21 protein-coding genes and 1 tRNA gene are annotated in these 23,919 nt (G+C 43.8%); 8 read left to right on the top strand and 14 right to left on the bottom strand.

Features of this window, described 5'->3' with window-relative positions; genetic code table 11:
* The first annotated feature begins 239 nt into the window (after window positions 1-239).
* Together VMW78_01015 and VMW78_01010 are read left to right on the top strand one after the other, a co-directional pair.
* Window positions 240-1,748 (top strand): anthranilate synthase component I family protein, encoded by a 1,509-nt coding sequence (locus tag VMW78_01015; protein HUV49591.1) that lies wholly within the window; start codon window positions 240-242, stop codon window positions 1,746-1,748.
* Complete coding sequence (locus VMW78_01010; GenBank protein ID HUV49590.1) at window positions 1,745-2,311, top strand: aminodeoxychorismate/anthranilate synthase component II; 567 nt, start codon at window positions 1,745-1,747, stop codon at window positions 2,309-2,311. The genes VMW78_01015 and VMW78_01010 overlap by 4 nt, the downstream gene beginning before the upstream one ends.
* A 317-nt stretch (window positions 2,312-2,628) precedes the next feature.
* Here VMW78_01010 and VMW78_01005 read toward each other — a convergent pair whose 3' ends face one another.
* Together VMW78_01005 and VMW78_01000 are read right to left on the bottom strand one after the other, a co-directional pair.
* Window positions 2,629-2,865 (bottom strand): hypothetical protein, encoded by a 237-nt coding sequence (locus VMW78_01005; protein ID HUV49589.1) that lies wholly within the window; start codon window positions 2,863-2,865, stop codon window positions 2,629-2,631.
* An 81-nt stretch (window positions 2,866-2,946) separates the two neighbouring features.
* Entirely contained in the window at window positions 2,947-3,147 is a 201-nt protein-coding gene (locus VMW78_01000) for a cold-shock protein (GenBank protein ID HUV49588.1), read from the bottom strand.
* A gap of 706 nt (window positions 3,148-3,853) precedes the next feature.
* Between VMW78_01000 and VMW78_00995 the strand changes: the two genes are divergently transcribed.
* The 6 genes from VMW78_00995 (at window position 3,854) to lsrF (ending at window position 9,292) form a co-directional block, all read left to right on the top strand.
* The gene (locus tag VMW78_00995) at window positions 3,854-4,063 is read left to right on the top strand and encodes a hypothetical protein (GenBank protein ID HUV49587.1); all 210 of its coding nucleotides are present in this window, start codon (window positions 3,854-3,856) and stop codon (window positions 4,061-4,063) included.
* Window positions 4,064-4,183: 120 nt separating this feature from the next.
* Window positions 4,184-4,459, top strand: coding sequence for an HU family DNA-binding protein (locus tag VMW78_00990; GenBank protein HUV49586.1), 276 nt, complete (start codon window positions 4,184-4,186; stop codon window positions 4,457-4,459).
* A gap of 7 nt (window positions 4,460-4,466) precedes the next feature.
* Window positions 4,467-4,541 (top strand) — tRNA-Val (locus tag VMW78_00985).
* Between the two features lie 158 nt (window positions 4,542-4,699).
* Window positions 4,700-6,235, top strand: coding sequence for a YifB family Mg chelatase-like AAA ATPase (locus VMW78_00980; GenBank protein ID HUV49585.1), 1,536 nt, complete (start codon window positions 4,700-4,702; stop codon window positions 6,233-6,235).
* A gap of 177 nt (window positions 6,236-6,412) precedes the next feature.
* Complete coding sequence (locus VMW78_00975) at window positions 6,413-8,383, top strand: bifunctional aldolase/short-chain dehydrogenase (protein ID HUV49584.1); 1,971 nt, start codon at window positions 6,413-6,415, stop codon at window positions 8,381-8,383.
* An 18-nt stretch (window positions 8,384-8,401) separates the two neighbouring features.
* Complete coding sequence (lsrF, locus tag VMW78_00970; GenBank protein ID HUV49583.1) at window positions 8,402-9,292, top strand: 3-hydroxy-5-phosphonooxypentane-2,4-dione thiolase; 891 nt, start codon at window positions 8,402-8,404, stop codon at window positions 9,290-9,292.
* A gap of 104 nt (window positions 9,293-9,396) precedes the next feature.
* Here lsrF and rmuC read toward each other — a convergent pair whose 3' ends face one another.
* From rmuC to VMW78_00910, 12 genes are all read right to left on the bottom strand, one after another.
* Window positions 9,397-10,944: a DNA recombination protein RmuC gene (gene rmuC, locus VMW78_00965; GenBank protein ID HUV49582.1), complete on the bottom strand. Its 1,548-nt coding sequence runs from the start codon at window positions 10,942-10,944 to the stop codon at window positions 9,397-9,399.
* A gap of 158 nt (window positions 10,945-11,102) precedes the next feature.
* Complete coding sequence (locus VMW78_00960; GenBank protein ID HUV49581.1) at window positions 11,103-11,876, bottom strand: FecR family protein; 774 nt, start codon at window positions 11,874-11,876, stop codon at window positions 11,103-11,105.
* 125 nt (window positions 11,877-12,001) lie between these two features.
* Entirely contained in the window at window positions 12,002-13,159 is a 1,158-nt protein-coding gene (locus VMW78_00955) for a hypothetical protein (GenBank protein HUV49580.1), read from the bottom strand.
* Window positions 13,160-13,193: 34 nt separating this feature from the next.
* Window positions 13,194-14,069: a hypothetical protein gene (locus VMW78_00950; protein HUV49579.1), complete on the bottom strand. Its 876-nt coding sequence runs from the start codon at window positions 14,067-14,069 to the stop codon at window positions 13,194-13,196.
* 87 nt (window positions 14,070-14,156) lie between these two features.
* A complete protein-coding gene (locus tag VMW78_00945; GenBank protein HUV49578.1) occupies window positions 14,157-15,035 on the bottom strand; it encodes a tetratricopeptide repeat protein in 879 nt (292 codons plus the stop codon).
* Window positions 15,032-16,144: an N-acetylmuramoyl-L-alanine amidase gene (locus VMW78_00940; GenBank protein HUV49577.1), complete on the bottom strand. Its 1,113-nt coding sequence runs from the start codon at window positions 16,142-16,144 to the stop codon at window positions 15,032-15,034. The genes VMW78_00945 and VMW78_00940 overlap by 4 nt, the downstream gene beginning before the upstream one ends.
* Window positions 16,145-16,175: 31 nt before the next feature.
* Window positions 16,176-18,968, bottom strand: coding sequence for a GNA1162 family protein (locus VMW78_00935; GenBank protein HUV49576.1), 2,793 nt, complete (start codon window positions 18,966-18,968; stop codon window positions 16,176-16,178).
* Between the two features lie 402 nt (window positions 18,969-19,370).
* The gene (locus VMW78_00930) at window positions 19,371-20,186 is read right to left on the bottom strand and encodes a DUF4384 domain-containing protein (protein HUV49575.1); all 816 of its coding nucleotides are present in this window, start codon (window positions 20,184-20,186) and stop codon (window positions 19,371-19,373) included.
* A 25-nt stretch (window positions 20,187-20,211) separates the two neighbouring features.
* Window positions 20,212-21,795: a caspase family protein gene (locus tag VMW78_00925; protein HUV49574.1), complete on the bottom strand. Its 1,584-nt coding sequence runs from the start codon at window positions 21,793-21,795 to the stop codon at window positions 20,212-20,214.
* Between the two features lie 16 nt (window positions 21,796-21,811).
* A complete protein-coding gene (locus VMW78_00920) occupies window positions 21,812-23,203 on the bottom strand; it encodes a caspase family protein (GenBank protein ID HUV49573.1) in 1,392 nt (463 codons plus the stop codon).
* 52 nt (window positions 23,204-23,255) lie between these two features.
* Window positions 23,256-23,681: a PIN domain-containing protein gene (locus VMW78_00915; protein ID HUV49572.1), complete on the bottom strand. Its 426-nt coding sequence runs from the start codon at window positions 23,679-23,681 to the stop codon at window positions 23,256-23,258.
* Window positions 23,678-23,911: an AbrB/MazE/SpoVT family DNA-binding domain-containing protein gene (locus VMW78_00910; GenBank protein HUV49571.1), complete on the bottom strand. Its 234-nt coding sequence runs from the start codon at window positions 23,909-23,911 to the stop codon at window positions 23,678-23,680. Before VMW78_00910 ends, VMW78_00915 begins: the two co-directional genes overlap by 4 nt.
* Between the last annotated feature and the right edge of the window lie 8 nt (window positions 23,912-23,919).

Genomic DNA, 23,919 nt, shown 5'->3' with positions numbered 1-23,919 from the left:
GGAAATCATAAAATTAAAAATCTGTTATTTATATGGTGGTGGCAGACTTATATCAACGAGTTCGCCGGCGGAACTTCACCAACCTGATTTTAGTTAAAAGTTTTAATGACCGCAGGCAACTCAAAGCCTACGGTCTTTTTGTTTTAAAAAGGCTGTGGAAATCTTCACGGTCTTTTTTTATTTTGTAACAGAAAACCTGGTCATTGGGGTCTGGTTTCATTATTTAAAGAAGGATATATATGCTTATAAAACAATTCCCAGACAAAGATCAATTCCGCATTTTAGCCGGGCAAAATAATGTGATACCAGTTTGTGTTGAAATGCTGGCAGACACGGAAACCCCGGTTTCTTTGCTTAAAAAAGTCTATAATAATAAAGGCCCTGTTTTTTTGTTCGAAAGTGTAGAAGGAGGGGAACGTTGGGGAAGATACAGCTTTTTGAGCGCTTCCGCCAGATTTCATATCCGCGTATACTCGGAGTTCGTGGAAATTCAAAATAAGGGTTGCGTCAACAAGATTCCTCATAATGGAGAGCCGCTGACAGTTCTAAGGGACTTTATGAGCAGGTTTAATCCGGCTGATATGCCTGAACTGCCAAGGTTCTGGGGAGGGATGGTCGGTTACCTGGCTTATGAAATGGTTTCATTTATCGAAGCGGTCCCGAATCAATGGCCTGAAGAAAAACCGCTTGCAAATTTCATAGTGCCCGATGAACTGCTTATTTTTGATAATATTCGAAACACATTGCTTGGAATTGTTATAACCTTTCTTGATGAAGATCTGGAAAACAATCAAAAAACCGATCAGGCTGTAGAAAAAGCCTTTGAAAGCGCAATGTCGCGTGCCAAATTCATGCTACAGGTAATTGATCAACAATTACCCGTAAGCAATGACCGTGCTTATCAAAAGGGGTATAGTCTGATTCCCAGACAGGATGACGACACCTATCGGTCTCACGTAAAAAAGATAAAGGAATATATCCGGGCAGGGGATGTGATTCAGACGGTTATATCCCAGCCCTTTGTTTGCGAAGCGCCTCCTGATCTATGGATGCTCTATCGCGCTCAGCGACATATCAACCCATCCCCTTATCTGTATTTTATGCATATAGATGATGTGGCTCTTGTCGGCTCTTCGCCGGAAACAATGGTTCGGCTGGAAAACGGCATTGCCACCCTCAGGCCCATTGCCGGCACACGCCCGAGAGGAAAAAATGAACAAGAGGACAGAGCGCTTGCCGATGAACTTCTTGGCGATGAAAAGGAACGGGCTGAACACCTTATGCTGGTTGATCTTGGACGAAACGATCTTGGCCGGGTAGCAGAGGTGGGAACCGTGCAGGTAACCGATTTAATGGTTGTGGAACGATATTCTCATGTAATGCATCTTGTTTCCAATATATGCTGTGATCTGCGATCCGATTGTGACGCATGGGATCTTCTTGCCGCCACCTTTCCTGCAGGCACCCTGTCAGGAGCCCCAAAGGTCAGAGCCATGGAAATTATCGCGGAACTGGAAAAGGAACCAAGAGGGCCTTATGGGGGAGCTGTAGGTTATATTTCATTTAACGGAAATATGGATATGGCAATTACTATCCGGACCGCATGTATTGAAAACAGGCAGCTTACGGTTCGCGCAGGAGCCGGAATAGTCGCCGATTCCGACCCTGAGCGGGAACGGGTGGAAACCGTTAATAAGGCGATGGCGATACAGAAGGCTTTGGAGCTTTTGCAAGGAGAAAAGAGATGATCCTGATGATTGACAACTATGATTCATTTACCTACAACCTGGTTCAATATGTTGAGCAGTTAGGCTCTCAGGTTAAGGTCATCCGAAACGACGCGGCCGCTATTTCAGATATTGTTTTCTGGAATCCTTCAGGTATCATAATATCGCCGGGGCCGGGCAGGCCTGAATCGGCAGGAATAACCATTTCGGTAGTAAAGCATTTTTCCGGACATATCCCTATTCTTGGCGTATGCTTGGGGCATCAGGCCATTGCCGTGGCCTTTGGAGGCAGGGTTGTTTCAGCAAAGAGGCTCATGCACGGCAAAACCTCCATGATCCATGCTGATGGAAAAATGCTGTATCAGGGCATCAGCAAACCTTTTCAGGCCATGCGCTATCATTCTTTGTCCGTGTCCAGGGATGATCTGCCTGAATGTTTTGAAATCACCGCGGAGTCTGATGACGGGGAGATTATGGGAATCAGGCATCGCGAGCATTGCACGGAAGGGATTCAGTTTCATCCGGAATCAATCATGACCCCCTTGGGCAAGCGGATTCTAAGAAATTTTTTACAAACAACGTAACAGCTTAGCCTTCAAGGCAAAGCGCGCCAAATTTTTCCTTGGAAAAGTCGATAACAGAGAGGTCGATTTCATCGCGGAAAAAGAACAGCGGAAAATATATGTGCAAGTGGCTTATCTTTCCCGCGGCAATCCGCGGGGTATCAATGTTGGATAATTTTTATTTTAACAAAGATAGATGCGGGGGGGGGGATTTCACCCAAAAGATACTTGAGGCTCTACTTTTGCCCGTTGTTGTTAATTAGTCAAGGGACATACATATGACTGGGGAAATCCGAAAAGGGAGATTGGTTTTGGGGCGAACAATGTTCAGATTGATACTAAAGTTCCCCAAAGTCTCCCTCCGTTGAAGGGATTAGGTCTTTTTCAGTTTCATCGGTTTCAACCACATTGTTTTCCAGCTTGCGCTGCTTTTTTTCCTCTTTCTTTTTTTTCTTGTCCAATTCTTTCTGACGTTTCTTGAACTGGTAATGAGATTTTGCCATGGCGTTTCCTTTCTGGTTGGTTACCGGATCGATAAGATCTCTGACAACAGAGAAAAGAATCTCAGCCGACATAATTGTGGTTTTATGCAAGCGATCATTAAAAAAGGCACCCCCTGTTTCACAGGAGATGCCTTTAATTACCTTAAAAGCAGGTTAGACAACGGTCACATTGGCAGCAGCCGGACCTTTTGGTCCTTGCTCGATGTCAAAACTCACGCTCGCACCTTCACTGAGGGATTTAAAACCGGTAGCATTGATTGCGCTATGATGCACAAATACATCCGGTCCATCTTCCTGTTCGATGAATCCAAAACCTTTGTGGTCATTAAACCACTTAACAGTTCCATTTATCATAATATCATCCTCCTTTCTAAAAATTTCAATGTTACAAACTGAAGGATGATAACGTTTAATAAACGGATAATTCCCACAGAAAGAAACCCTCCTGCCAATTTATGGCGGGGCTTAATTGATAATATATATTAAGCACCTTTATACATAATAGCAAGCCAAATATTTATTTTTTTAAAATATCAACAAATCAGCGCCGTCTGCAGCTTTTGTCAGACCGCTTAGATGGGATATGCGGGACATCCGTAAATAAGCAAATAACCTGGCATATCATTATATTATTGATAGTATTTTTATATAGTTAGATTAGCTTTCATTGACGCACGGTGTGTTTTATATCAAATTATTATCATAAAATTGATGAATTCGTAAAAAGTTAAAAAGTTCTCTTTCCCGTCATTCCGGTAGATCCCGGATCAGGTCCGGGAGGAATCCAGTAAATTCAATGCGTTCTGGATGCCGGATCAAGTCCGGCATGACGATTTCGAGACTTTTTACGAAGCTGTCAAAATTGAGTGCCTAAAAATATTTAAAGGCTATACAAAAAAAATGATTTTACTGAGCATTTATCAATCAGATCTATTGCCTGGGGCACAAACTGCCTGTAAGCAAAGAGCTCTTGAATTGTCCAGCCATTACTGCTATGTTAAAAACAATACAATCCCCACAAAAATATTGTGGTAAGGTAAAAAACAGGTGCAGGCAATGCATGGATCCACAAATATTAAGTGAATATTTTAAAATCTGGCAGAAAGGATCAGCTATATACTCTGTCGAGCATGGTGTCTTTGCCGGAGAATTTATAGAGGATATGGCTTTTAAAGTAATATCGCGGTGGTGTTCAGGAGACAGAACCTGTTTATTTGCGCTTAAAAAGGGTTTAGGGATACAGGCTCAAGCATGCGAGTATTTGTATTGAATTTCCGGAAAAATGCTTGACTTGAAACCAATTAATTAATTATATTTCAATATATTTTAGTATTTTAATTTAAAATAACAGGTTAAGAAAACAGAATAAATTTATTGGGAAGGGGTTTCGATGAACAGAGTGGACTTAATCAATGCGCTTAAGGATAAAACCGGCATAAGCAAAAAAGGTGTTAAAAAGATCATTGATACATTTTTTAGCACAATAACAAAAACCATTTCCAATGGCGAACGTGTTGAAATCAGGGGTTTTGGAAGTTTTATCGTTAAAAAATACAAGCCGTATACAGGTCGAAACCCAAAAACCGGCAAACAGATTAAGGTACATTCCAAGAAACTGCCATTTTTCAAGGTAGGTAAAGAGTTAAAAGATATGGTCGATAATTAACAATAATGGGCGATTAACTCAGTGGGAGAGTGCTACCTTCACACGGTAGAAGTCGTTGGTTCAAATCCAACATCGCCTACCATTTGTGAGAAATATAAGGGGTTACGGTTTTTTTTATTAACTGTAACCCCTTTTTTGTCGAAAAAGAGGAAACGTAAAACCATAATACACTTGCCTTGGGATGGCAATCCGTGCTAACTTCTCGAATTAGCGCAAGATTATTTACAGGGAGGAGAAAATTTGATAGCAAAGATATTAAGCAGCGCTGTCATCGGTATAGATGCCTATCTTGTGGAGGTGGAAGTAGATATAGCACAAGGCCTTCCAACATTTACTACTGTGGGGCTCCCTGAAACAGCTGTAAAGGAAAGCAAGGAAAGGGTTAAATCCGCCATTAATAATTCCGGCTACAGCTTTCCCGACGACAGGATAACTGTAAATTTAGCCCCGGCAGACATCAAAAAGGAAGGCACCGGTTTTGATCTTCCGATAGCGTTGGGCATATTGGTCGCATCAGGCATAATCCCCAGGGAAATAGCCTCCAGATACCTTGTCTTGGGCGAGCTTTCACTGGATGGCCGTATAAAATCCGTAAAGGGGTCTCTTCCCATGGCCATTGCCGCAAAAGCTGCCGGCTATCCAGGAATTGTCGTACCATACGATAACAGGCATGAAGCATCAGTGGTAGATGAAATATCGGTTCTTCCTGTGAAAACTCTGTCCCAGATAGTTGATTTTTTTTGCGGATTCACTCAAATCGAACCTGAAAAAACCGATATTTCTACTATACTTGGCCAGGCAGGCAAGTTTGAAGTGGATTTTTCCGAAGTCATGGGCCAGGAACATGTAAAGCGGGCTCTGGAGGTAGCATCAGCCGGAGGCCACAATTTAATTATGGTCGGCCCACCAGGTTCCGGGAAAACCATGCTGGCAAAACGTTTGCCGACCATACTCCCGCCTCTTACATTTGACGAATCAATTGAAACCACCAAAATTTATTCCGTAGTTGGAATGCTTTCAAAAGGTCAGGCCCTGGTTACAAAAAGGCCTTTCAGGTCTCCTCACCATACAATCTCGGATGCAGGTTTAATCGGAGGCGGACATATCCCCAGACCGGGCGAGGTGAGCATGGCTCATAATGGAGTTCTCTTTCTGGATGAACTTCCGGAATTTAAAAAACATGTATTAGAAGTTCTGCGGCAACCGTTAGAAGATTTAAATGTGACTATTTCACGTGCCTCATCAACCATAACCTACCCTGCCAGTTTTATGCTGGTCGCCGCCATGAACCCGTGTCCGTGCGGCTACTTTTCCGACCCCAAGCACGAGTGCCGGTGCACATATCATCAGATTCATAAGTACAGATCAAAGATTTCAGGCCCGTTAATGGACAGGATAGATATTCATGTTGAAGTACCTGCGGTTCAATATAGAGACCTCTCAAGGGAAGCATGGGCTGAATCGTCAGAAGATATTATGAAACGGGTCCTTGCATCCAGACTAATTCAATACGAACGATTTGTTAGAACAAAAATATTTTGCAATTCCCATATGAACAATCGTCATATAAAAAAATATTGCAAAATCGACGATGCATCCTGCAGTCTTCTTGAATCGGCCATAGACAAGCTCGGTCTGTCTGCCCGCGCTTATAACCGTATTCTGAAAATCGCCCGCACCATCGCCGATTTAGCCGGAGAAAAAGATATCCAGATCGATCATCTTTCCGAGGCAATTCAATACAGAAGTCTGGACAGAAACAGACGCGGATTTTGATGGCGTCGTAAAAAGTCCCATCTACCGCGTTACAGGAGTTTTTCGAGATCCTCGACATACTATAATGTATGCCTTCGGTCCTGAAAAACTCCTGCGCCTTGTATATAAACCTTTTTACTTAGCCATCTATAGTTAAATTTGTGACTTTTTAAGAATTTAATAAAGAGTTAGGATGTTATGAAAAGTTTATGGAACGACAATGAGGCAAAAAGCTTTTTAGGCAATCCATTAGAGCTCAGGGCTTACACCTCCAGATTATTAGGCCGGGAATCCGGTCTGGTTTTACATGGCGGAGGCAACACATCCTTAAAGGCTGAAATAAAAAACCTCTTCGGCGATATTGAAGAGGTGCTTTATATAAAAGGAAGCGGCTTGGATCTGAAAACGATTCAGGCCGCAGGATTTGCTCCTGTCAAGCTTGAAGCGCTGAAAAGGATGGTGGAACTTGAGCGCCTGTCTGATACGGATATGCTGCGGCTTCAAAAAACCGCAATGATTGATTATTTAGCCCCGAATCCTTCTATAGAAGCCATCCTGCATGCCATTATACCGTTTAAATATGTTGATCACACTCATGCGGATGCGGTTGTAACAATCACTAATAACGAAAAAGGCAAAAGGCTGATTAGAGAAATTTATAAAGACAGTGTCTTGATTGTGCCTTATGTAATGTCCGGTTTTATCCTGGCAAAAAAAGTTTATGAAATGACCCGCAACATCAACTGGCATGAGATTAAAGGCATAATTTTAATGAACCACGGCGTCTTTACTTTTTCAGACAATGCCAAAGCAAGTTATAAGCAGATGATCCATCTTGTTTCCCTTGCTGAAGACTATCTTCAGGCAAGCGGGGCATTTGACTCTATTGCCAGGGCGGAACCTGGAGAAGATCTTCTTACACTGGCAAAAATCCGCAAACAGGTTTCTCTAACAAAAGGATCTGCCATGATAGCCAAATTAAATAGCGCCCCTGAAGTCTGCGGCTTTGCCAATCTGACCAATGTAGATTCAATTGCCGTCCGCGGCCCTTTAACTCCTGATCATGTGGTCCGCACAAAGCGTATACCGGTTGTAATAAAAAAGGATATTGAAAAAGAAATAACCGGCTTTTGCTCGGCATACAAAGAGTATTTTCAGCGAAATACCGATGGCCGTCTGCTTTGCCTTGATCCAGCCCCCAGATGGGGAGTCTGGCCCGGGCACGGTATAATGGCTTTTGGGCAAAGTGCAGGGGAAGCAAATATTGTTTCCGATATTGCTTTTCATACTATCCGGGCAATTCAGTGGGGTGAAGCCATAGGCGGCTGGAAAGCCCTGCCGGAAAAAGATATTTTCGATATGGAATACTGGGAGTTGCAACAATCAAAATTGCGCAGAAAAGACACAACTCGAATATTTCAGGGCAAGATAGCTCTTGTTACCGGCGCTGCAAGCGGCATAGGGCTTGCCTGTGCCAAAGGTCTGCATGAACATGGCGCCGCAGTTGTCGGCATGGATCTAAACCCCGCAATCACCCGGATGTTTGATCAGCCTGATCTAATAGGATTAACTTGTGATATTTCGGATGATAAAATCATAAAGCAAGCAATAGAATTTACTGTTCGCAGTTTTGGCGGCCTCGATATATTGATAAATAATGCAGGAATATTTACCCGCAGCCAAAGCATTGAAGAGATGGATGCTGAAACCTGGAATCAAAGCATGGAGATCAATTTGTCGAGTCACCAGAGATTGCTGAAAGCATGCATCCCTTATCTCAAACAGGGTGTTGATCCGTCTGTGATATTTATCGCTTCAAAAAACGTCCCTGCTCCCGGTCCCGGCGCTTCAGCCTATTCGGTTGCCAAGGCTGGTTTAACTCAGCTTGCCAGGGTGGCTGCTCTGGAACTGGCCGCAGATGGAATTAGAGTTAATATCATTCATCCTGATGCAGTGTTTGATACCGGCATATGGACTCAGAAGGTCTTAAATGAGCGAGCTAAACATTACGGACTTACTGTTGCGGAATATAAAACCAAAAATCTGCTAAAAACCGAAGTTACATCAAAAGATGTAGCCAATCTGATTTGCTGCATGGCAGGCCCGGCTTTTGCCAAAACAACAGGGGCACAGGTCCCGATAGATGGCGGCAATGAAAGAGTGATTTAGACAAAAGGAGACAAATAAATGCCTGATATAGATGAAATAAAAGAGGCTAAAAAGTTTTATTCAGACATTCCCCAAAAGACGGAAGGTTTTTTTCTTAAGGGATCAAATTCTCTGGACTGGGGTATTAAAAACCGGCTTGCCCGGATCTTTAACCCTGAATCCGGGCGCACAGTCATGCTGGCCGTAGACCACGGCTATTTCCAGGGCCCGACCACAGGTCTGGAACGGATTGACATAAACATTCTTCCGCTGGTTCCTTATGCGGACACACTTATGTTAACACGAGGTATATTAAGAAGTATTGTTCCTCCGACAACGACAAAGTCCATTGTTCTGAGAGTTTCCGGCGGAACAAGCATTCTAACGGAACTTTCCAATGAAGATATTGCCGTGGATATCGAGGAGTCCATACGTCTCAATGTTTGCGCCATGGCTGTGCAGGTATTCATCGGCGGCGAACATGAAAGGAAATCGATTAAAAACATGACCACCATGGTGGATATGGGAATGCGTTATGGAATTCCGACCCTGGCAGTGACCGCGGTCGGCAAAGATATGAACCGCGATGTGCGCTACTTCAGGCTTGCTGTCAGGATTTGCGCTGAGTTAGGAGCACACTACATAAAAACATACTATATTGAAAAAGGCTTTGAAACCGTCACATCTTCCTGCCCTGTTCCCATCGTCATGGCCGGCGGGAAAAAAATACCTGAACTTGATGCCTTAACAATGGCTTATAACGCAGTCCAGCAGGGCGCCAGCGGGGTTGACATGGGACGCAATATCTTCCAGTCCGAGTCCCCAATCGCTATGATTCAGGCCGTACGGGCTGTTGTCCATGATAATGAGACTCCGGAAAAAGCCTTTGATCTCTATAATACCATAAAGAACCAATCTGCCGGTTCATAAAGATGAACGTTCAATGTTCATTTTTTTTCAGTTTAGTGCTTATGAGAATCAGAGGTTGGAGGTCATAAGATAAAGAGCCGGAACATATAGAAGTGTTAAAACTGTTAATCGTCTGCCACTCTATCGCCTTCACCAAGATCTTCGTCATCTTCTATAAGATTTTGGGGAAGTATGGTTGTGACCTCACCGGCTGGAAGCTCTTGCACGTCTTTGAGTTTTCTTCCAACAGCTCTTGACCTCACCTTGGCCTTTTCGATTGTGTCCGATGCCTGATGCAGCTTTTTTCCCACTGCATCCAAAACATCGCCGTACTTCGTCCACTCGGTCTTGACCGCCGCGAGGAGGTTCCATACCTCACTTGAACGTTTCTGGATGGCCAGCGTACGGAAACCCATCTGAAGGCTACTCAAAATTGACCACAATGTAGTTGGGCCGGCGATAACCACACGGTACTCTCGTTGGATGACCTCGATTAAACCCGTCCTGCGAATAACTTCGGCAAAGAGGCCCTCTATGGGCAAGAACAAGATGCCGAAGTCCGTGGTTTTTGGCGGGCTTAAATACTTTTTGCTGATGTCTCGTGCACAGGTCTTGACGCGGTTCTCTAGTTGTTTTCCCGCCATCTCCACACCTTCGACATCAGCCAGTTCTTGAGCCTCGATCAGGCGCTGATAGTCTTCGACAGGGAACTTGGCGTCAATCGGGAGCCAAACGTTCTCATCCTGGTTCGCACCTTGTCCCGGCAACTTGATCGCAAACTCGACACGCTCGCCACCATCCTTCGTGGCCACGTTGGTGGCGAACTGGTCGGGATTGAGCACTTGCTCCAATAGCGTACCAAGCTGCACTTCACCCCAAGTTCCACGCGTCTTGACATTTGTAAGCACCTTCTTGAGGTCGCCAACGCCCGTGGCCAGTGTCTGCATCTCTCCAAGCCCCTTATGCACCTGTTCCAGTCGTTCGCTGACTTGCTTGAATGACTCGCCCAGACGCTTTTCCAGAGTCCCCTGGAGTTTCTCGTCCACGGTTTGCCGCATTTGATCAAGCTGTTTGGCGTTGTCAATCTGCATGCTTTGAAGTTTGCCTTCCACCGTGACCCTGACCGCCTCCAGCTTCTTCTCATTTGTATCCGAAAGCTTCGCAATCGTAGATGACATGGTCTCAAGCTGGCTTTTTTGGATATTGGCCAATTCGCCCATTGTCTTGGCCATCGTCTCCGAAATGCTTTTCAGCGTACCCACGACTTCTTCCCGGAGTTGTTTGGCTCCGGTGGCAGACTCGGCACGGACACCATCCAGCCGCTCACCGCTGGCTTTGGCAAAGGATGTAAGCTGACCGGAGAAAGCATCGAGTTGCCCCTTCTGTGTGCCGGCAACATCCATCATTCGTTGTACTACGGAATCACCGAACACCTTGAAGGCTTCGGTGAGTTCCTGTCTTTGATCTTTCGCTGTCTTACCCTGTTCGTCTCTGCTCTGAGCCACTTCTTCTCTAACCGCACGCTCGGTACGTTCCTGTGCTTTTTCGAAAGCATCAAGACGGAAACCAAGTGTGGAGGTATCGGCTTGCGATGCTTTCTTTAAAAGCATGAGCAGGAGAGCCACCGTGACGACCAGCAGGACGACAGTCACGATCAGTAGAATATCAGTCACGGGCGACCTCCTCCGAAAAATTTCTTGTTTGGGTCATCATATGGCAGATAACAGTGTTACCCTAAATGAGCGTAAACAAAACAGAAAAGAAGGCAAAGCATTATGTTTCCATTATCATTATCGCCTGTCGTAAATGACAAAAGCGTGTGCTTCGTGGTTTAATTTTTCTTATCCCGCTCCTGGTTCCAGCGCACCCAGTCGTTTATATCCTCGCCGGCAAGAAACGGCATCGGCTTTGTGGCTGTGCCGTCAGGCCGGATAATGATCTGCTGCATGGATTTTACGATATATGTCCATTCTTCCATTGATACCGGATGCGGCCCGGCAACCGGATGCGGTCCAAGCACTTTGGTCGGTTTCATGATTTGCTGAGGTTGCGAAGCAGTATCCGGCTTTGGGGCGCTGCTTACTCCAACCTCGCCCCAGTAAACTTTAACCAGTACGGTGTTGTCTTCCCCAACATTTACCCTGTAAACAGTGCCGCGCACACCCGCAACTGATGTTTTTGTTGAAACTGCAAAACGTCCTTTTTGACCTAACATTTTTGATACATTTGCCCATGTTTTCCCTAAAACCATGCTTATATTTATATCTCTTTGTTTTGTCTTTTTGTCAAACTCAACACTCACAATCTCAAGGGTTGTAAGTTCATCAAAACGTATCAGGCTGTTATCAGGCAGTTTAAGCTCTATTCTGGAGCCTTTTTTTGTGCTGATCCGATCACCATGGGCAACATAATCTCCAGGCGCTAAAGGTTGAGGCTTTATCATCCCTTTTTTAATCACCTCAATCTTTCCTTCAAGCAGGGTAACTTCCGCCATATCACCTTTTATTTCAATTCCAACCGCCTTATTTTCAGCATGTGCGGGATAAGGAAACAGAAGAACTAAAAGAAAAAACAAAGGCATTGCCCTGTTAATAATAAGCCTCATAATAATATACTCCAAGTTAATAATCGGGATAAGGATTAAGAGGCAGGGATTAAGGGGTAAGATTGCAGAGAAATTATTAGTCTTTAATCCTCTAATCCCTTAATCCTCTAATCCCTTAATCCTCACTATAGCTGAGATTTAAGTAAGCGAATACTTAAAAGCGCGTCTGCGCCTGAAACCGGGCCTATCGCGTCAAACTCTCCTGTCGCAAGATCCTTTGCCACCATAATGCCGCGGGTGGTGCAAATCATAACAGCATTGAAATATGGAAGATCATTTCTCAAATCCGGAAAAGGGGAAACACCCCCAATAAACCTGGTAGCCAGATCATCAACACCGGTGAGCTTTATGAGAATATCTTCTATCATCATTGCAAATTCTGCGCGGGTTATAGTCTGATACGGTTTATATGTGTGGTCCGGAAAAGGCTGAAGCCCCTTGATTCCTATTTCGATTACAGCATCAATATCAGCTTTCAGCACATGATCATCTATGTCGGTTGCCGGCAGAATCTTTACAGATGTTTCAGTTTCCAATTGCTGTTCAGGGCTTTTAAATGCGCTGTCGAATTCTTTTGGAACCCTTTTTTTAAAAATCTCATCAACGTTAAGCTCCTCAATAAAAAGGGCGGCAACATCTGCGCGGGTAATCTTTTCAACAAGAGCGATCTTTTTTCCGATTTTTGAACCAGGCATGGCTCTTTCGATTTTCTGAACAAGAGCGTATTCCTTATCAGCCTCTGCAATATATCCATTGTCTAATTCAAGTACTTTTGAAAACTGGTCCACGGCCTTACGGAACTTATAAGAGATTTTATAGGCCAGACCCATGTAGAAATATGGTTCGGAAACATCTTTGGAAATCAACACGGCTTTATCAAATTCCTCTTCAACCAGCTCAAGCCAGTTTTCATCAATATTTGTCTCGCCCATTATATAAACCCGCATAAATCCCACATTAACCTCTATTTTTTGCTCATCTCCCCGTGCATATTTCCTTGCCTCTTTCATGGTTTTAAGGCTGTTATTAAAATCAGCTTTTAATCCCTCAACAAGGCCGAGTCCCACATAAGCCGGTGAAAATTTCGGATTCAACTCTTTTGCTCTGTTGAATTCACGAAATGCCGCGTCAATCTTGCCTGCCTTCATCAGCTTATTGCCGTTGACAACATGGTGCTCCGGCGTATCAAGCTCAGCTTTCGGAGCCATTGCCCTTGGTCCGCATGCGTAAAGGAAAAGCAGGCTGATAACAGCCAGCATAATAAATATCTTTTTAGCAAACATAATTCCTCCTTAAATATTTTTTTGAGCTTTTCGCCTAATCTACCACAATCATCACACGGCATTTTTTCAAGAATGAAAGATGCTCTGAAGCGCTTCGAAGTCTGGAAGCATCTGCATTGCTTACAACTATATCGGAACGGCCCTGCCCTTCAGTTCTAAGCCCTTTAACGGTTAAAGGGCTGTTTGTGACCCTGGGATTGCTCTGAGCGGCCGTAAGATCCTTTGCATATCCGCTCATTCCCTGTTGCACGGCAAACTCGCGGCTTACATATGCTGATCCGTAAACCTCCTCGCCGTTTTCATTAAGAATTTTCGGCGCCATTGCAGGTCTCGCATTAATTCCTCTTGCGTCGATTACCATGCCTGTGAAAACCTCTGATACAGATTTTAGCTCCGGAGCTGAAGGCTCAACGATTGGGGCTTTGTGAACAGGCGGCACAGGCATAATCGATTCAACCTGTTGGATTTCCACAGGAAGAATCAGTTGAGCAAAACCTCCCATCAGGCTCATTTGCATGATAACCTCAACAGTTCCATCCGACATATATTCCTGGTGGACTATCTGAGCTCCTTTAACCATTCCCTCGATCTGGGACATAATGATGTCGCTTGAAATCGCAAAGTCTTTGACAATGGTTGTTGAACTGATTCTCACTCCTTTTGTAACTTCAAGAAGGTTGCGCATAGCATCCAGTTTTGCAGCCCTTAAAGCCATGGGACGTGCCTGAGGTTTGCCATAATATTGTTCGGGCGGAACTCCGATCCCTTTTGCCTGAACAACCCCCTTTGTCCAGTTAATGTCGCCGGTTCCAGCCTGTTCGACTAAATCCTGCCATTGCTGACAATAAACAGAAGCTGGCAGAACAAGCAGCCCGACAAACACTATTGCTAAGATTGCGTACTTTTTCATATTACCTCCCTGTGTAATGTTTTAGTTTTTAAAATTTATATCCTTTCTTTGAGTCTTTGTGTCTTAGCGGCTAAATTATTACCTTTTTTACTTTCCTGAACCGTATGTTGCCATATAATACTTTGCCGCTTTATTGCCTGGATTTATGTTAAGGGTCTTTTGCCAGTATTTTAAGGCGTCCCCTTTTTTCCCTGATGTAAAAGCATCCCATGCGGAATCATTATAAACCTTGGCAAGGTTAAGAATAGCATCCCTGTCATTGCTGTTTATCTCCAGGGTTTTTCCCCATTGCTTTATGGCTGCCTCTTTTTTCCCTGTATTATAGTAAATCCATCCAATTTCATTAAGCGCTTTTGTATATGAAGGTTTGATTTCGAGCGTCCTGTTGTATTCAAGCAATGCATTCGCAATCATATCCGCATTATGAAAGGCTTTTGCCAGCCTGAAATGGGTGTCTGCCTCTCCGGAATCGGCATTCCTCGCCTTTTTCAGATATTCGATAGCCATAACCGGATTACGTCTGAAATTGTAGATAGTTCCAAGAAAATAGTAGCTGTCTGCACTGTTTGGATCAATTTGAATTATTTTATTAAACCTCTCAAAGGCCTGGTTCATTTCCCCTTTACGCAGGTGAAGAATACCCAGCCACAAGAGTGCGAAAGTATTTTGCCTGTCTATATCTGCAACAGTTAAAAATTCTCTGAAAGCTTTGTCAAATTCGTCTTTTTTCCCATACAGGATGCCAAGCTGGTTATGCGCATATTCATTTTCAGGATCAAGTTGTATTGCTTGTTCAAAACTGCTTAAAGCTTTGTCCAAATTCCCCTTGTAATGATAGTCAGCCCCCTGAAATATCAGCTCATTTACATCCGCGGCCGCAACAATACCACTGCAACAAAAAAACAGCATAATAGCAAGGAAGATATATTTCCCCCTAATCCCTGATCCCTGGCCCCTGATTTTCATTCAAGCCCCCTTGCCACCGCATCCACAATCTTTTCTCTGAAAGCAGGCTGCGTTAGCATTGCTTCATCATCAGGATTGGATATAAATCCTGTTTCAAGGAGTATCGCAGGCATTTTAGCACGACGCAAAACATAGAAATCGGCTGAATGAACCCCCCTGCTTTTCAGCGGCAGTCTTTTTTTAAAACGCGCCTGAAAAGCCTTTGCAAACTCTCCGCTTTCACTCCAGTTAAGATTTTGTTCAAACTTAAACAAAATCTCTTCAATATCTATATACCCCTGCTTTTTTTTGTAAGGCTCATCATACTTAAGCACCGAATTCTCCAGGGCCGCTACCCCCGCAGCCTCTGTGCTCGAAGCCTTTTCCGAACAGAAATATGTTTCCGAGCCGTTGGGCTCTCTGTTTTTGTTTGCATTTATGTGTATGCTGATAAAGAGGTCTGCCTGAAATTGATTTGCAGTAACGGTTCTTGCGCTAAGAGGAATATAATAGTCGCCTGTCCTGGTCAGAAAGGATTTGATTTTTCCCTCCCTGGCCAGCCTTTCATGCAACTTTAGCGCAAGATCCAGAGTTACCTCTTTTTCTTTCAGCCCGTTTTGTCCAACAGCGCCCGGATCAAATCCACCATGACCCGCATCAATCACAACCCGTTTTACTTTATAACCCAGCCCTTTCTCAGCATGCAGTTTTTTAAGCATCTCCTCTTCTTCCCGCATTGCCTCCTTTTCAAGAGGTGTAAGCGGTTTTTTCTTTTTTGCAGACCGGGGTATAGGTTTTTGGGTCGTGATTTCGATCATCATGCGGGAATATGTATCAAATGGATTCAAACGTACGGCTTGTCTGAACGCAGCCACAGCTTCTGCTTTTTGGTCAAGTCCAAGATGCGCCCGTCCAAGAAGACCAAACGCCCAGTCGCTTTTCGGATCTATGCGCAAAGCCTCTTGAAGCGCCTTGATTGCTTTAGGGAAATCTTTCTTCTGGATCAGATCCTGCCCTTCAAGCGCCAAATCAAATGCACTCTCAGGCCACCCCAAAACCGGACATGTCAGCAAGCCGTATGAAACAAAGGCGCTGTGGCTTAAAAGCTTTATAAAAAGTCTTCTATCCATTTGATCCACAGATTACGCAGATTTCACAAAGTTATTGGGTTAAATTTTCCTTCTCTTGTATAAAAGAAAATGCATCCATGTCAGGCGCTTCGAGCCAGGGGTTTATATTTATATTTTTACCCCATATTATTGTATCGTCGGGCGGCACCTTGCCCCAGAAATTATGACGGGCATCAATATAAATAGTTGAAAAAGATTGAATTGCCACGGCATTTTCCACAAAGTTATTGTGATGAATTTCTGGTTTTGACATGCCCACACATTCTATTCCGCCGGTCCCCAGGTTTTTTGCAATCGTATTATACAATATTCTCGGTCCGGCATCATTGCCGCACCGAATCCCGCTTTGAGAATTATTTACAATATGGCAGTATGCAATTTCAGGCATTCCATGCCGGACATCTATAGCTGTTGTGGCATATTCAAATTTGCAGTATTTAAAAAAGCTGCTGACTTTAGTCGGCTCTGAAAAACATATGGCATGTCTATAATCTCCGGGCGAAGGGGAAGAGCCTGAAGATGTAAATATAATCGGGTTGTCTTTTGTTCCCCTGGCAGCTATGCCGCCGTTTTTTGCTATAATCGAAAACTGCTTGTCAAACAAAAGCATAACCCCGGGCTGGATATAAAGTGTTGCACCGTTATCCAGTATCAGGTCGTTTGTTATTCTGTAAGGGCTGTCAGAGAATGCAAGGATAGAATCGGTATCGATCCGTCCGCCAGGATTTTCCGTTATAACCGGAATAGCGATCGGTTTCCCATCAGGATACGGACCATCGAGGATTGTTTTGATATTTATCCGCCCACTGGTATTGGTCAAAAGGTCATGCCAGTCAGCCTTACCCCACCAGTTATCATCAGCATCAGCAGCTTTGCCCTGGAAGGCCCCTTCCATATCGGACGGAGCATTATCATAAATATTATTTTTTGAAATTGCCGCCTGGCTGTTTTTAACAACAATGCCGCAGCCTTTGTTGCTGGTTATTAAATTACCTTTTATTGAAACCGATCCTGCATCCTGAATCAACAGCCCTGCATTATTGTTGTTTATGCGGTTATTTGTGATGGAAGCTCTTGCTCCATCTATAATCTCAATGCCCGTAGAACTGTTGTCGTGAATTATGCATTCTTCTATCTGTGGATTTGAAAAACCCCCGATAATTTTAATGCCGATATCATTTTTCACAAATTCGCAGTTTCTGATTTCCGGCGATGATGACTTAATTTCAACCCCTGTGGCTGCATCTTTGATCCGGCAAAATGCAAGCAGATTCTTATCACCTTTAACACTGTCAAATAAAATCCCATCCCAAACACTTCCCAAAGCACTTTCCCCAACACTTTCATTGACCGATAAAAAGGTAATTACCTGAGTTTTGCCGCCGCTTGCAATTATTCCGCCTCTAATAACCAGGCCGCCTCCACTGGATTTAATTATTGTGCCCGGCTCTATTAAAAGAGAGCATCTTTCCGAAACAATTACTGTGTCTTCAATAATATATGGGCTTGCTCCAGCATACCATATTGTATTCTTTTCCAGGTTGCCTTTTACATAAGTAGGCCCCGGAGGCACTGCCGTGCCTGTAACCGGCCCATCATTGCTGCTTTCATTCCCAGCCAGATCAATGGCAGAAATTTTATAATAACAGGCTTTTAAATTTATTGCATTCTCATCCTCAAACCCGGTAAACTCGGTCTGTCCTATGTTCTTGAAACCGCTGAGCGGGGTATCGCTCCTGTAAACTATATATTCTGAAAGATCATCTTCTGTATTTTTATCCCAGCTTAACACAACTCTATTATCACGACCTGTAGCTGCCAGGTTTTTGGGGGCATTCGGCGGAGTTGTATCAAGTGTTACGGTTCTGGTTGCATCAACCCAGCTTGTTGTATTGCCGGTATCATCAGACAAATACCCTGTAACAGCAACATCCTTTATATTGTCTCCCGGCACTACCCTGTAAGATCCTACATATCCCCCGGGTTCAACCTCCGCCATGTCAATACCTTTTTTAAAACCACCCATATCAAACCACGCCTGCATTCCTGGATCACCTTTTAATGCCACCTTAATTATATCGCCGGCTTTTCTGGGCTCTCCTTTTGAATCCTGTGCCAGCATCTCAATACGCGGCTTTCGGAGCGCTTCGGCATATTCCACAGCAGGGATTGTTTTAACCATATCCCTGAAAAGATCGTCGCACGCTCTAAGCAGTTGTATGTCTCTTACATTCATGGCCGCGGCGATAATTGAGGCAACAATGCCGACAGGTGTAACAGAAATGCCGCCTTCGTGTATGCGTGTCAAATGCTTGCCTGACCACAGAAAATTCCCCTGTGTATCATACATCTTTATTTCAGCGCCGACGGAGACCTGTGAATAAATGCCTGCAAAGAGCTTGTCAAAATTTGATATGGTTCCAAAAATAACCGCATCTACGTTGAGGATCTCCTTGAATTTTTCAGGCGGTGTTTTGTATATATCGACAGGGTCGGTAAACCCTGCTTTTCTAAGCAGGGAGTCAACACGGAACAGTTCCATGTCTTTATATGGCATGGAGCTGAGATGGTTATAAAAACCTTTGCGCACGGCTTCAGCCCCTTTTTGGCTTTTTGATTCATCAATAAATGGAAGAATAGCAATGGTCCGCGGCATATGCTTTTCCATGTATGGATCAACCTTATAAGTCCCTTTAAAGGCGATTTTGAGATCGGAAACAATTGCGGTTTTTTTACCCACTGCTACGCATCCGAAAAGACAAAGGCTTGTAAACATGATTATCAGCAACAGGGATATTTTTATTGTGCGATGTTTTCTTTTCATAATATTGACAGCCTCATATAAAAACCTTTTTTACACTTTTATCATAATTGATGGTCTCGTAAAAAGTCGAAAAATTCTCTTTCCCGTCATTCCGGCGAAAGCCGGGCACGTAGTGAAGCATTAGCGCTATCCAGTCTTTTCAAGCAGTTGCAAACCATCTGGGCTTCGGTTTTCACCGGAGTAACGACTTTTTACGAGTTCATCATAATTTATTTATTATAAGAACCGCAATGAAATAGATCACATGACAGCTATGAAATTAACTACACTATAAACTACACTATAAATATAGCCGGAATCAATAAATTAAACCAAACACAGGACCTTTGTCCCCTTTTTGCCAAATTAACACTAAAGGTTAATTTAATAGTTGTTTCATGATAAGAACAACTATCTGCGAAATTATCTTGTAAGAGTATAAACTGCTGTTGTTTCCGTCCATTTATCCGGATCTATTCTGTTGAGTCTCTTCACAAGATCGCTGATCATTCCTGTTGACCGTGAATCATAAACCTTGAACATTCCCTCATGAAACCCTAACGATAGAATCTCCTCTTTTTCTTTGGTGGCGATCAGTTTGATACGTTCTTCCGCAACTTTTCCTTTGTAGCCGGGAAGGAACATGGCTTTCAGGTGGATCTCGCTGTCGGAAGTGGGGAATTCGTAAGCTTTTCCTGTTCTCGTTAGATTCTCCATGTGAATCGAGTTCGGCAGAAGCAGGGTCACCGAACCGTCTGCGGCAACGGAAAAGATATAAATATAGCAGTCGTTGCTCGCCTCGTAAAATATCCTGACTTCCTCACCCTCTTTCAGGTCTGTTTTGGAAAGATACGCCTTAACGGAAAGCCCTTTTCCTTTTTCGGGATACACCGGTTTGATGAGAGATTTAAGCTTTATCCTGTAAAGGCTCCTTTCTTTCGTATCCCATCCCTCGTGAAGTATCTCAGACTTTTCAATCTGTCCTCTCACGGCGGCATATATCAAATCTTCCGCCAATTGGCTGTTTGATACGAGAGTATGTGACTTGATAAAAACCCCCACAGCCTTTTCCAGAGCATTCTTTTGGGCGTCCCGCCTGGCCCTTTCCTTTACTTCCTTTGGCGTGTCGATCTCACCGAGACAAGCTTCTCCCGTTGCTTCCACCCATACAGGTTTTTCAGAGGCGAAAGAACAAACAGGGAGGATAAGTATGCAAAGAATTACTAAAAGTTTTTTCATGGCGTCGTTTCTAATCCCCTCGGCTTTATTTTCTTAATAAAAAACTTCCTTTTAATTTGTCTAAATTCGGATTGATACTTGGTGATTGCTGGACATTTATTGATTTTGCTTCGTCTTCTACGTAGGGCTTTATATGTTCATAGATTTCAGCAACAGATTTTTTGCCATCTTTGAGCGCCTTTAGGAAATAGTATGTAAATATTCCGTAGCCTTTTTCTTGAAACGAAGTGCTTATCTGCGAGCCCTGTGTTGCCGACAGCACCACCATGTTCTGTGGCAGAATGGCGCTCTGTGATGTCATAACCAATGGCCGCGCTCCTTTGGCAAGGACGCTTCTTCCACCCGCCCCGGAAAAACAGGAGTCCAAAACAACAATGATCTCTGATGCCTGCAGCCGTCCAAGTTTCTCATACAGCCGTTTCAGGGGATATCCTGTAACATCAAGATAATTGGGGTCGCCATCATGAGGAACGATGAACGCTTCGCCTGTTACCGGGTTAGGAGAGCCGTGGCCGGAATAATAAACAAAAACCTTTCCGCCTTTCTTGAGCTTGTTCGGCAGCCACGCTTCGATCGATTTCATTATCCCTGACAGAGTTGCCTTTTCATCGGTCAGTAATTCGATGTTTCTCTCTTTTACACCCAAAGCCTTAATGTAATCTTTTACCAACATGGCATCGTCGTAGGAATAATCAGATTTCGGCAAACTGCTATAACCTTCAATCCCAATGATAATTGCATAATCATTGTCACCCATGATTTTTGAAGCTGTGCTGAAAAAAGGTTTATCTATATCTGATTGAACTGCGGAGGCTGTCTTTATGTCTTTATTTTGAGACTTTTTCGCATCTTCGACTACGGATTTAACGATGTTTGCGAGGTCTTCTTTGGTTATGTTTTGAGAGACATTAGTTTGTTGGACTATCTGCCTGGGCGTAAATCTATTCAGCATTTCAACAGCCAAATTAGCCTTATCATATGCTTTTCTATTATCTGGATAGCTCAAGTAGGGCGATTGTTTCGATGCAAATTCTTTTAGCTCATAGATCGCTAAATCCAAATCTGCACCTTTATTTATTAATTTTTTTGCGGTCTCTATTTGACCATCAAAGGCCGCAGTGCTTAATGGGAGCCATGACCCCTCCACCTTCACATTAGGATCATATCCTTTTTCCAGAAGTTTCTTATTTATATCGACTAAGATGATTGTAAATGCCTGCTCCTGAAATTTCCGCATTTGTTTGGCCGTCAACCAGGGGCTGGCAATGAGGACTTCGACGTAGGTCTGATTGTTCATCTGGGATGGGTAGAAATAGAAGGCGTAAGAGATATCGGTACCCGCCTTGTACTTAGCCAACACCGCATGAGGCTCCCGAATGATGGTATAGTTGGCTTTCTCCATGCTCTTCACCGCCATGTCCATAAGTTCCGCTTCACTACCCGCCATGGGACGCCGCAGGCCCTCCCCCTTGTGCTGGCGGACATAGTTCAGCGAGTTGGCCATATGGCCCGACGCGCCCATCATGCTGGCGCAGCCGGACATCATCATACCTACGAGAAAGATTACACTGATTAAAGGAATAAAAGCCTTTGAATCATCCTTTTTCATAACCCACCTTCTACAGCTACCTGTCGTAAAGTCTCAGGTTCAAAAGCCCCTTCGGAGCAATCAGCCCCGGGGTTTGCTCGTTATTATACGTTTTCCTCGCAATCCTTTCCACCTGCGGTTTAAGGTAATTGTAGAGCATCCCAAGCTCAGAATTGCCCTCCTTGATCCCCTTGAGCAGAAAGTATGTAAAGAGGCCGTGCCCCTCCTTATCATGGGTTGAGCTTATCTGGCTCCCCGATGATGCGGAAAGAATTGCTATCCGGTCACTGTAAAACACCTGTTTGTCCATATTCATAACAAGGGGTCGGGCACCTTTGGCAAGAACGCTTCTACCGCCTGCGCCTGAAAAACAGGAATCAAGGACAACGATGATTTCCTTTGCCTGAAGCGTGTCGAGCTTTGCATAAAGCCTTTTCAGGGGATATCCCGTCTCTTCAATAAAAGAGGGATCTCCATCGTATGGCACAAGGAAGGCATCACCAGTTTTAGGATTGGGTGCTCCGTGACCTGAGTAATAGATAAATACAGAACTGTCTTTTTCTGCATTATTTGGTAGCCATTTTTCAATGTATTTCTGAAAATCACTTTTTGTAGCATGTTCACCAGTAAGCGTAACAACATTCTCTTCAGGATAGCCCATGACCTTCGCAAGATACTCTGCCATAACACGAGCATCATTGTCTGCATAATCAGCCTTGGGGAGTTTCTGACGGTAATTTTCGATACCGATTACTATTGCATAAGCGTTTTTGTTTGGTTTTGCTTGCATCATAGGAAGTTCGTCGACGTCGGATTTGATGGCTGGGGATACTTCTTGAGATGGCCTGAGAACTGGCATTGTTGGCTGGCTGGCGATTTCCTGCTTCTTAACAGTCTTTTCAAGTAGCTTAATGCCCATCTTATTTCGAGCAACTGCTTCGGGATAGCTGGCAAAAATGGCAGCGTGTTGCTCTAAACCCGTTATAGCTGCATCTACATTCGCTCCGTTATCAATTAAGATTTTCATCACATCCCTGTGGCCACCCATTGCTGCATACCCCAGGGCTGACGAGCCCATCTGTGTCATCGTATTTACATTCACGCCCCTTTCAATCAGAAGTTTCACCACATCGGTGTGTGCATAGTATGAGGCCAACATCAATGCAGTTTCACCGTGGAAACTTTCATTCACGTCAGCGCCTTGATCAAGTAGTGCCTTTACACCATTAATATCACCTTTCTTTGCTACCTGCATGAGAGGCGTTGCGCATCCTGTTATTAAGAACAGCAGGCCGAGGATGAAACATAAATGTATTTTCAAAACCGTGTTTCTAAACATGAAAATTCTTATCTCCTCCAGCTCGGAAGTGAATATTGATTTTCCTTTGCGATTTTGGAAGACTTGCAGGATATTCAGGATTTTATGCAAAAATCTCGCTATTTATAGTTCAGGATTTGCATCAATATGCACCAATATAAAACTATTGAAAGGCATATACAGAAATGCCGAGTTTTTTCAGGGCAGCGCTGAATTTACGGTCAAATGTCGCGACCATGGCTTTCTTTCTATCTTTGCAAACAGACGCAACAACAGCATCGCCATAGTCAGGGATCTTATCAGGCCAGTATGAAAAAAGGATTTTCAGGTTTACTTCGTGGACAATTTCTATGCCAGGCATAGTAACAAAACTACCGATCATCTCCTTTATTACCAAGCTCTGGATATTATAAACCCTATCCAACACATAGACAAATTCGGTTATGACATTCTGTGGGCACAAAATTGACAACCGCAGTCTGGCAGCGTTTTCAAAAAGCCCTGCTATTTTGTTTTGCTGGCTCTTATTTCTATCCGTTACAAAGGATATCAGCGCATTGGTATCTATAACAACAGGATGTCTTTTCACTGGTATCTTTCTGTCCGTCGTTTTATGGATAATTTTATGTCGTTTTCGATATCTCCGCTACCTGTTTTAACAGCGTTTCTAAACTTTAAGAAGTTTTTCTGCGTGGGCAAAACTACAATTTTCCCATTTTCAATCTTCCATTCAAGCGCATCATTAATGGATAGATTGAGGTTTTCCCGGATGGCTTTAGGTATGGTCGTCTGATACTTGGAAGTTATAACGGTTTGCATGGCTTGTC

This window comes from Anaerolineae bacterium (genome assembly GCA_035529315.1).
GTDB lineage: Bacteria > Desulfobacterota > Desulfobacteria > Desulfobacterales > ETH-SRB1 > Desulfaltia.
Note: the sequence above shows the minus strand (reverse complement) of the source record. Positions and strands in the feature narration are given on the sequence as shown.

Coding starts and splice junctions, on each gene's coding strand:
- VMW78_00935 (HUV49576.1), bottom strand. CDS start 18,968: ATGAAAAGAAAACATCGCACAATAAAAATATCCCTGTTGCTGATAATC.
- VMW78_00930 (HUV49575.1), bottom strand. CDS start 20,186: ATGAAAAAACTTTTAGTAATTCTTTGCATACTTATCCTCCCTGTTTGT.
- VMW78_01005 (HUV49589.1), bottom strand. CDS start 2,865: ATGTCGGCTGAGATTCTTTTCTCTGTTGTCAGAGATCTTATCGATCCG.
- VMW78_00925 (HUV49574.1), bottom strand. CDS start 21,795: ATGAAAAAGGATGATTCAAAGGCTTTTATTCCTTTAATCAGTGTAATC.
- VMW78_00990 (HUV49586.1), top strand. CDS start 4,184: ATGAACAGAGTGGACTTAATCAATGCGCTTAAGGATAAAACCGGCATA.
- VMW78_00995 (HUV49587.1), top strand. CDS start 3,854: ATGGATCCACAAATATTAAGTGAATATTTTAAAATCTGGCAGAAAGGA.
- VMW78_00940 (HUV49577.1), bottom strand. CDS start 16,144: ATGGATAGAAGACTTTTTATAAAGCTTTTAAGCCACAGCGCCTTTGTT.
- VMW78_01015 (HUV49591.1), top strand. CDS start 240: ATGCTTATAAAACAATTCCCAGACAAAGATCAATTCCGCATTTTAGCC.
- VMW78_00975 (HUV49584.1), top strand. CDS start 6,413: ATGAAAAGTTTATGGAACGACAATGAGGCAAAAAGCTTTTTAGGCAAT.
- VMW78_01000 (HUV49588.1), bottom strand. CDS start 3,147: ATGATAAATGGAACTGTTAAGTGGTTTAATGACCACAAAGGTTTTGGA.
- VMW78_00945 (HUV49578.1), bottom strand. CDS start 15,035: ATGAAAATCAGGGGCCAGGGATCAGGGATTAGGGGGAAATATATCTTC.
- VMW78_00960 (HUV49581.1), bottom strand. CDS start 11,876: ATGAGGCTTATTATTAACAGGGCAATGCCTTTGTTTTTTCTTTTAGTT.
- VMW78_00910 (HUV49571.1), bottom strand. CDS start 23,911: ATGCAAACCGTTATAACTTCCAAGTATCAGACGACCATACCTAAAGCC.
- VMW78_00950 (HUV49579.1), bottom strand. CDS start 14,069: ATGAAAAAGTACGCAATCTTAGCAATAGTGTTTGTCGGGCTGCTTGTT.
- VMW78_01010 (HUV49590.1), top strand. CDS start 1,745: ATGATCCTGATGATTGACAACTATGATTCATTTACCTACAACCTGGTT.
- lsrF (HUV49583.1), top strand. CDS start 8,402: ATGCCTGATATAGATGAAATAAAAGAGGCTAAAAAGTTTTATTCAGAC.
- VMW78_00955 (HUV49580.1), bottom strand. CDS start 13,159: ATGTTTGCTAAAAAGATATTTATTATGCTGGCTGTTATCAGCCTGCTT.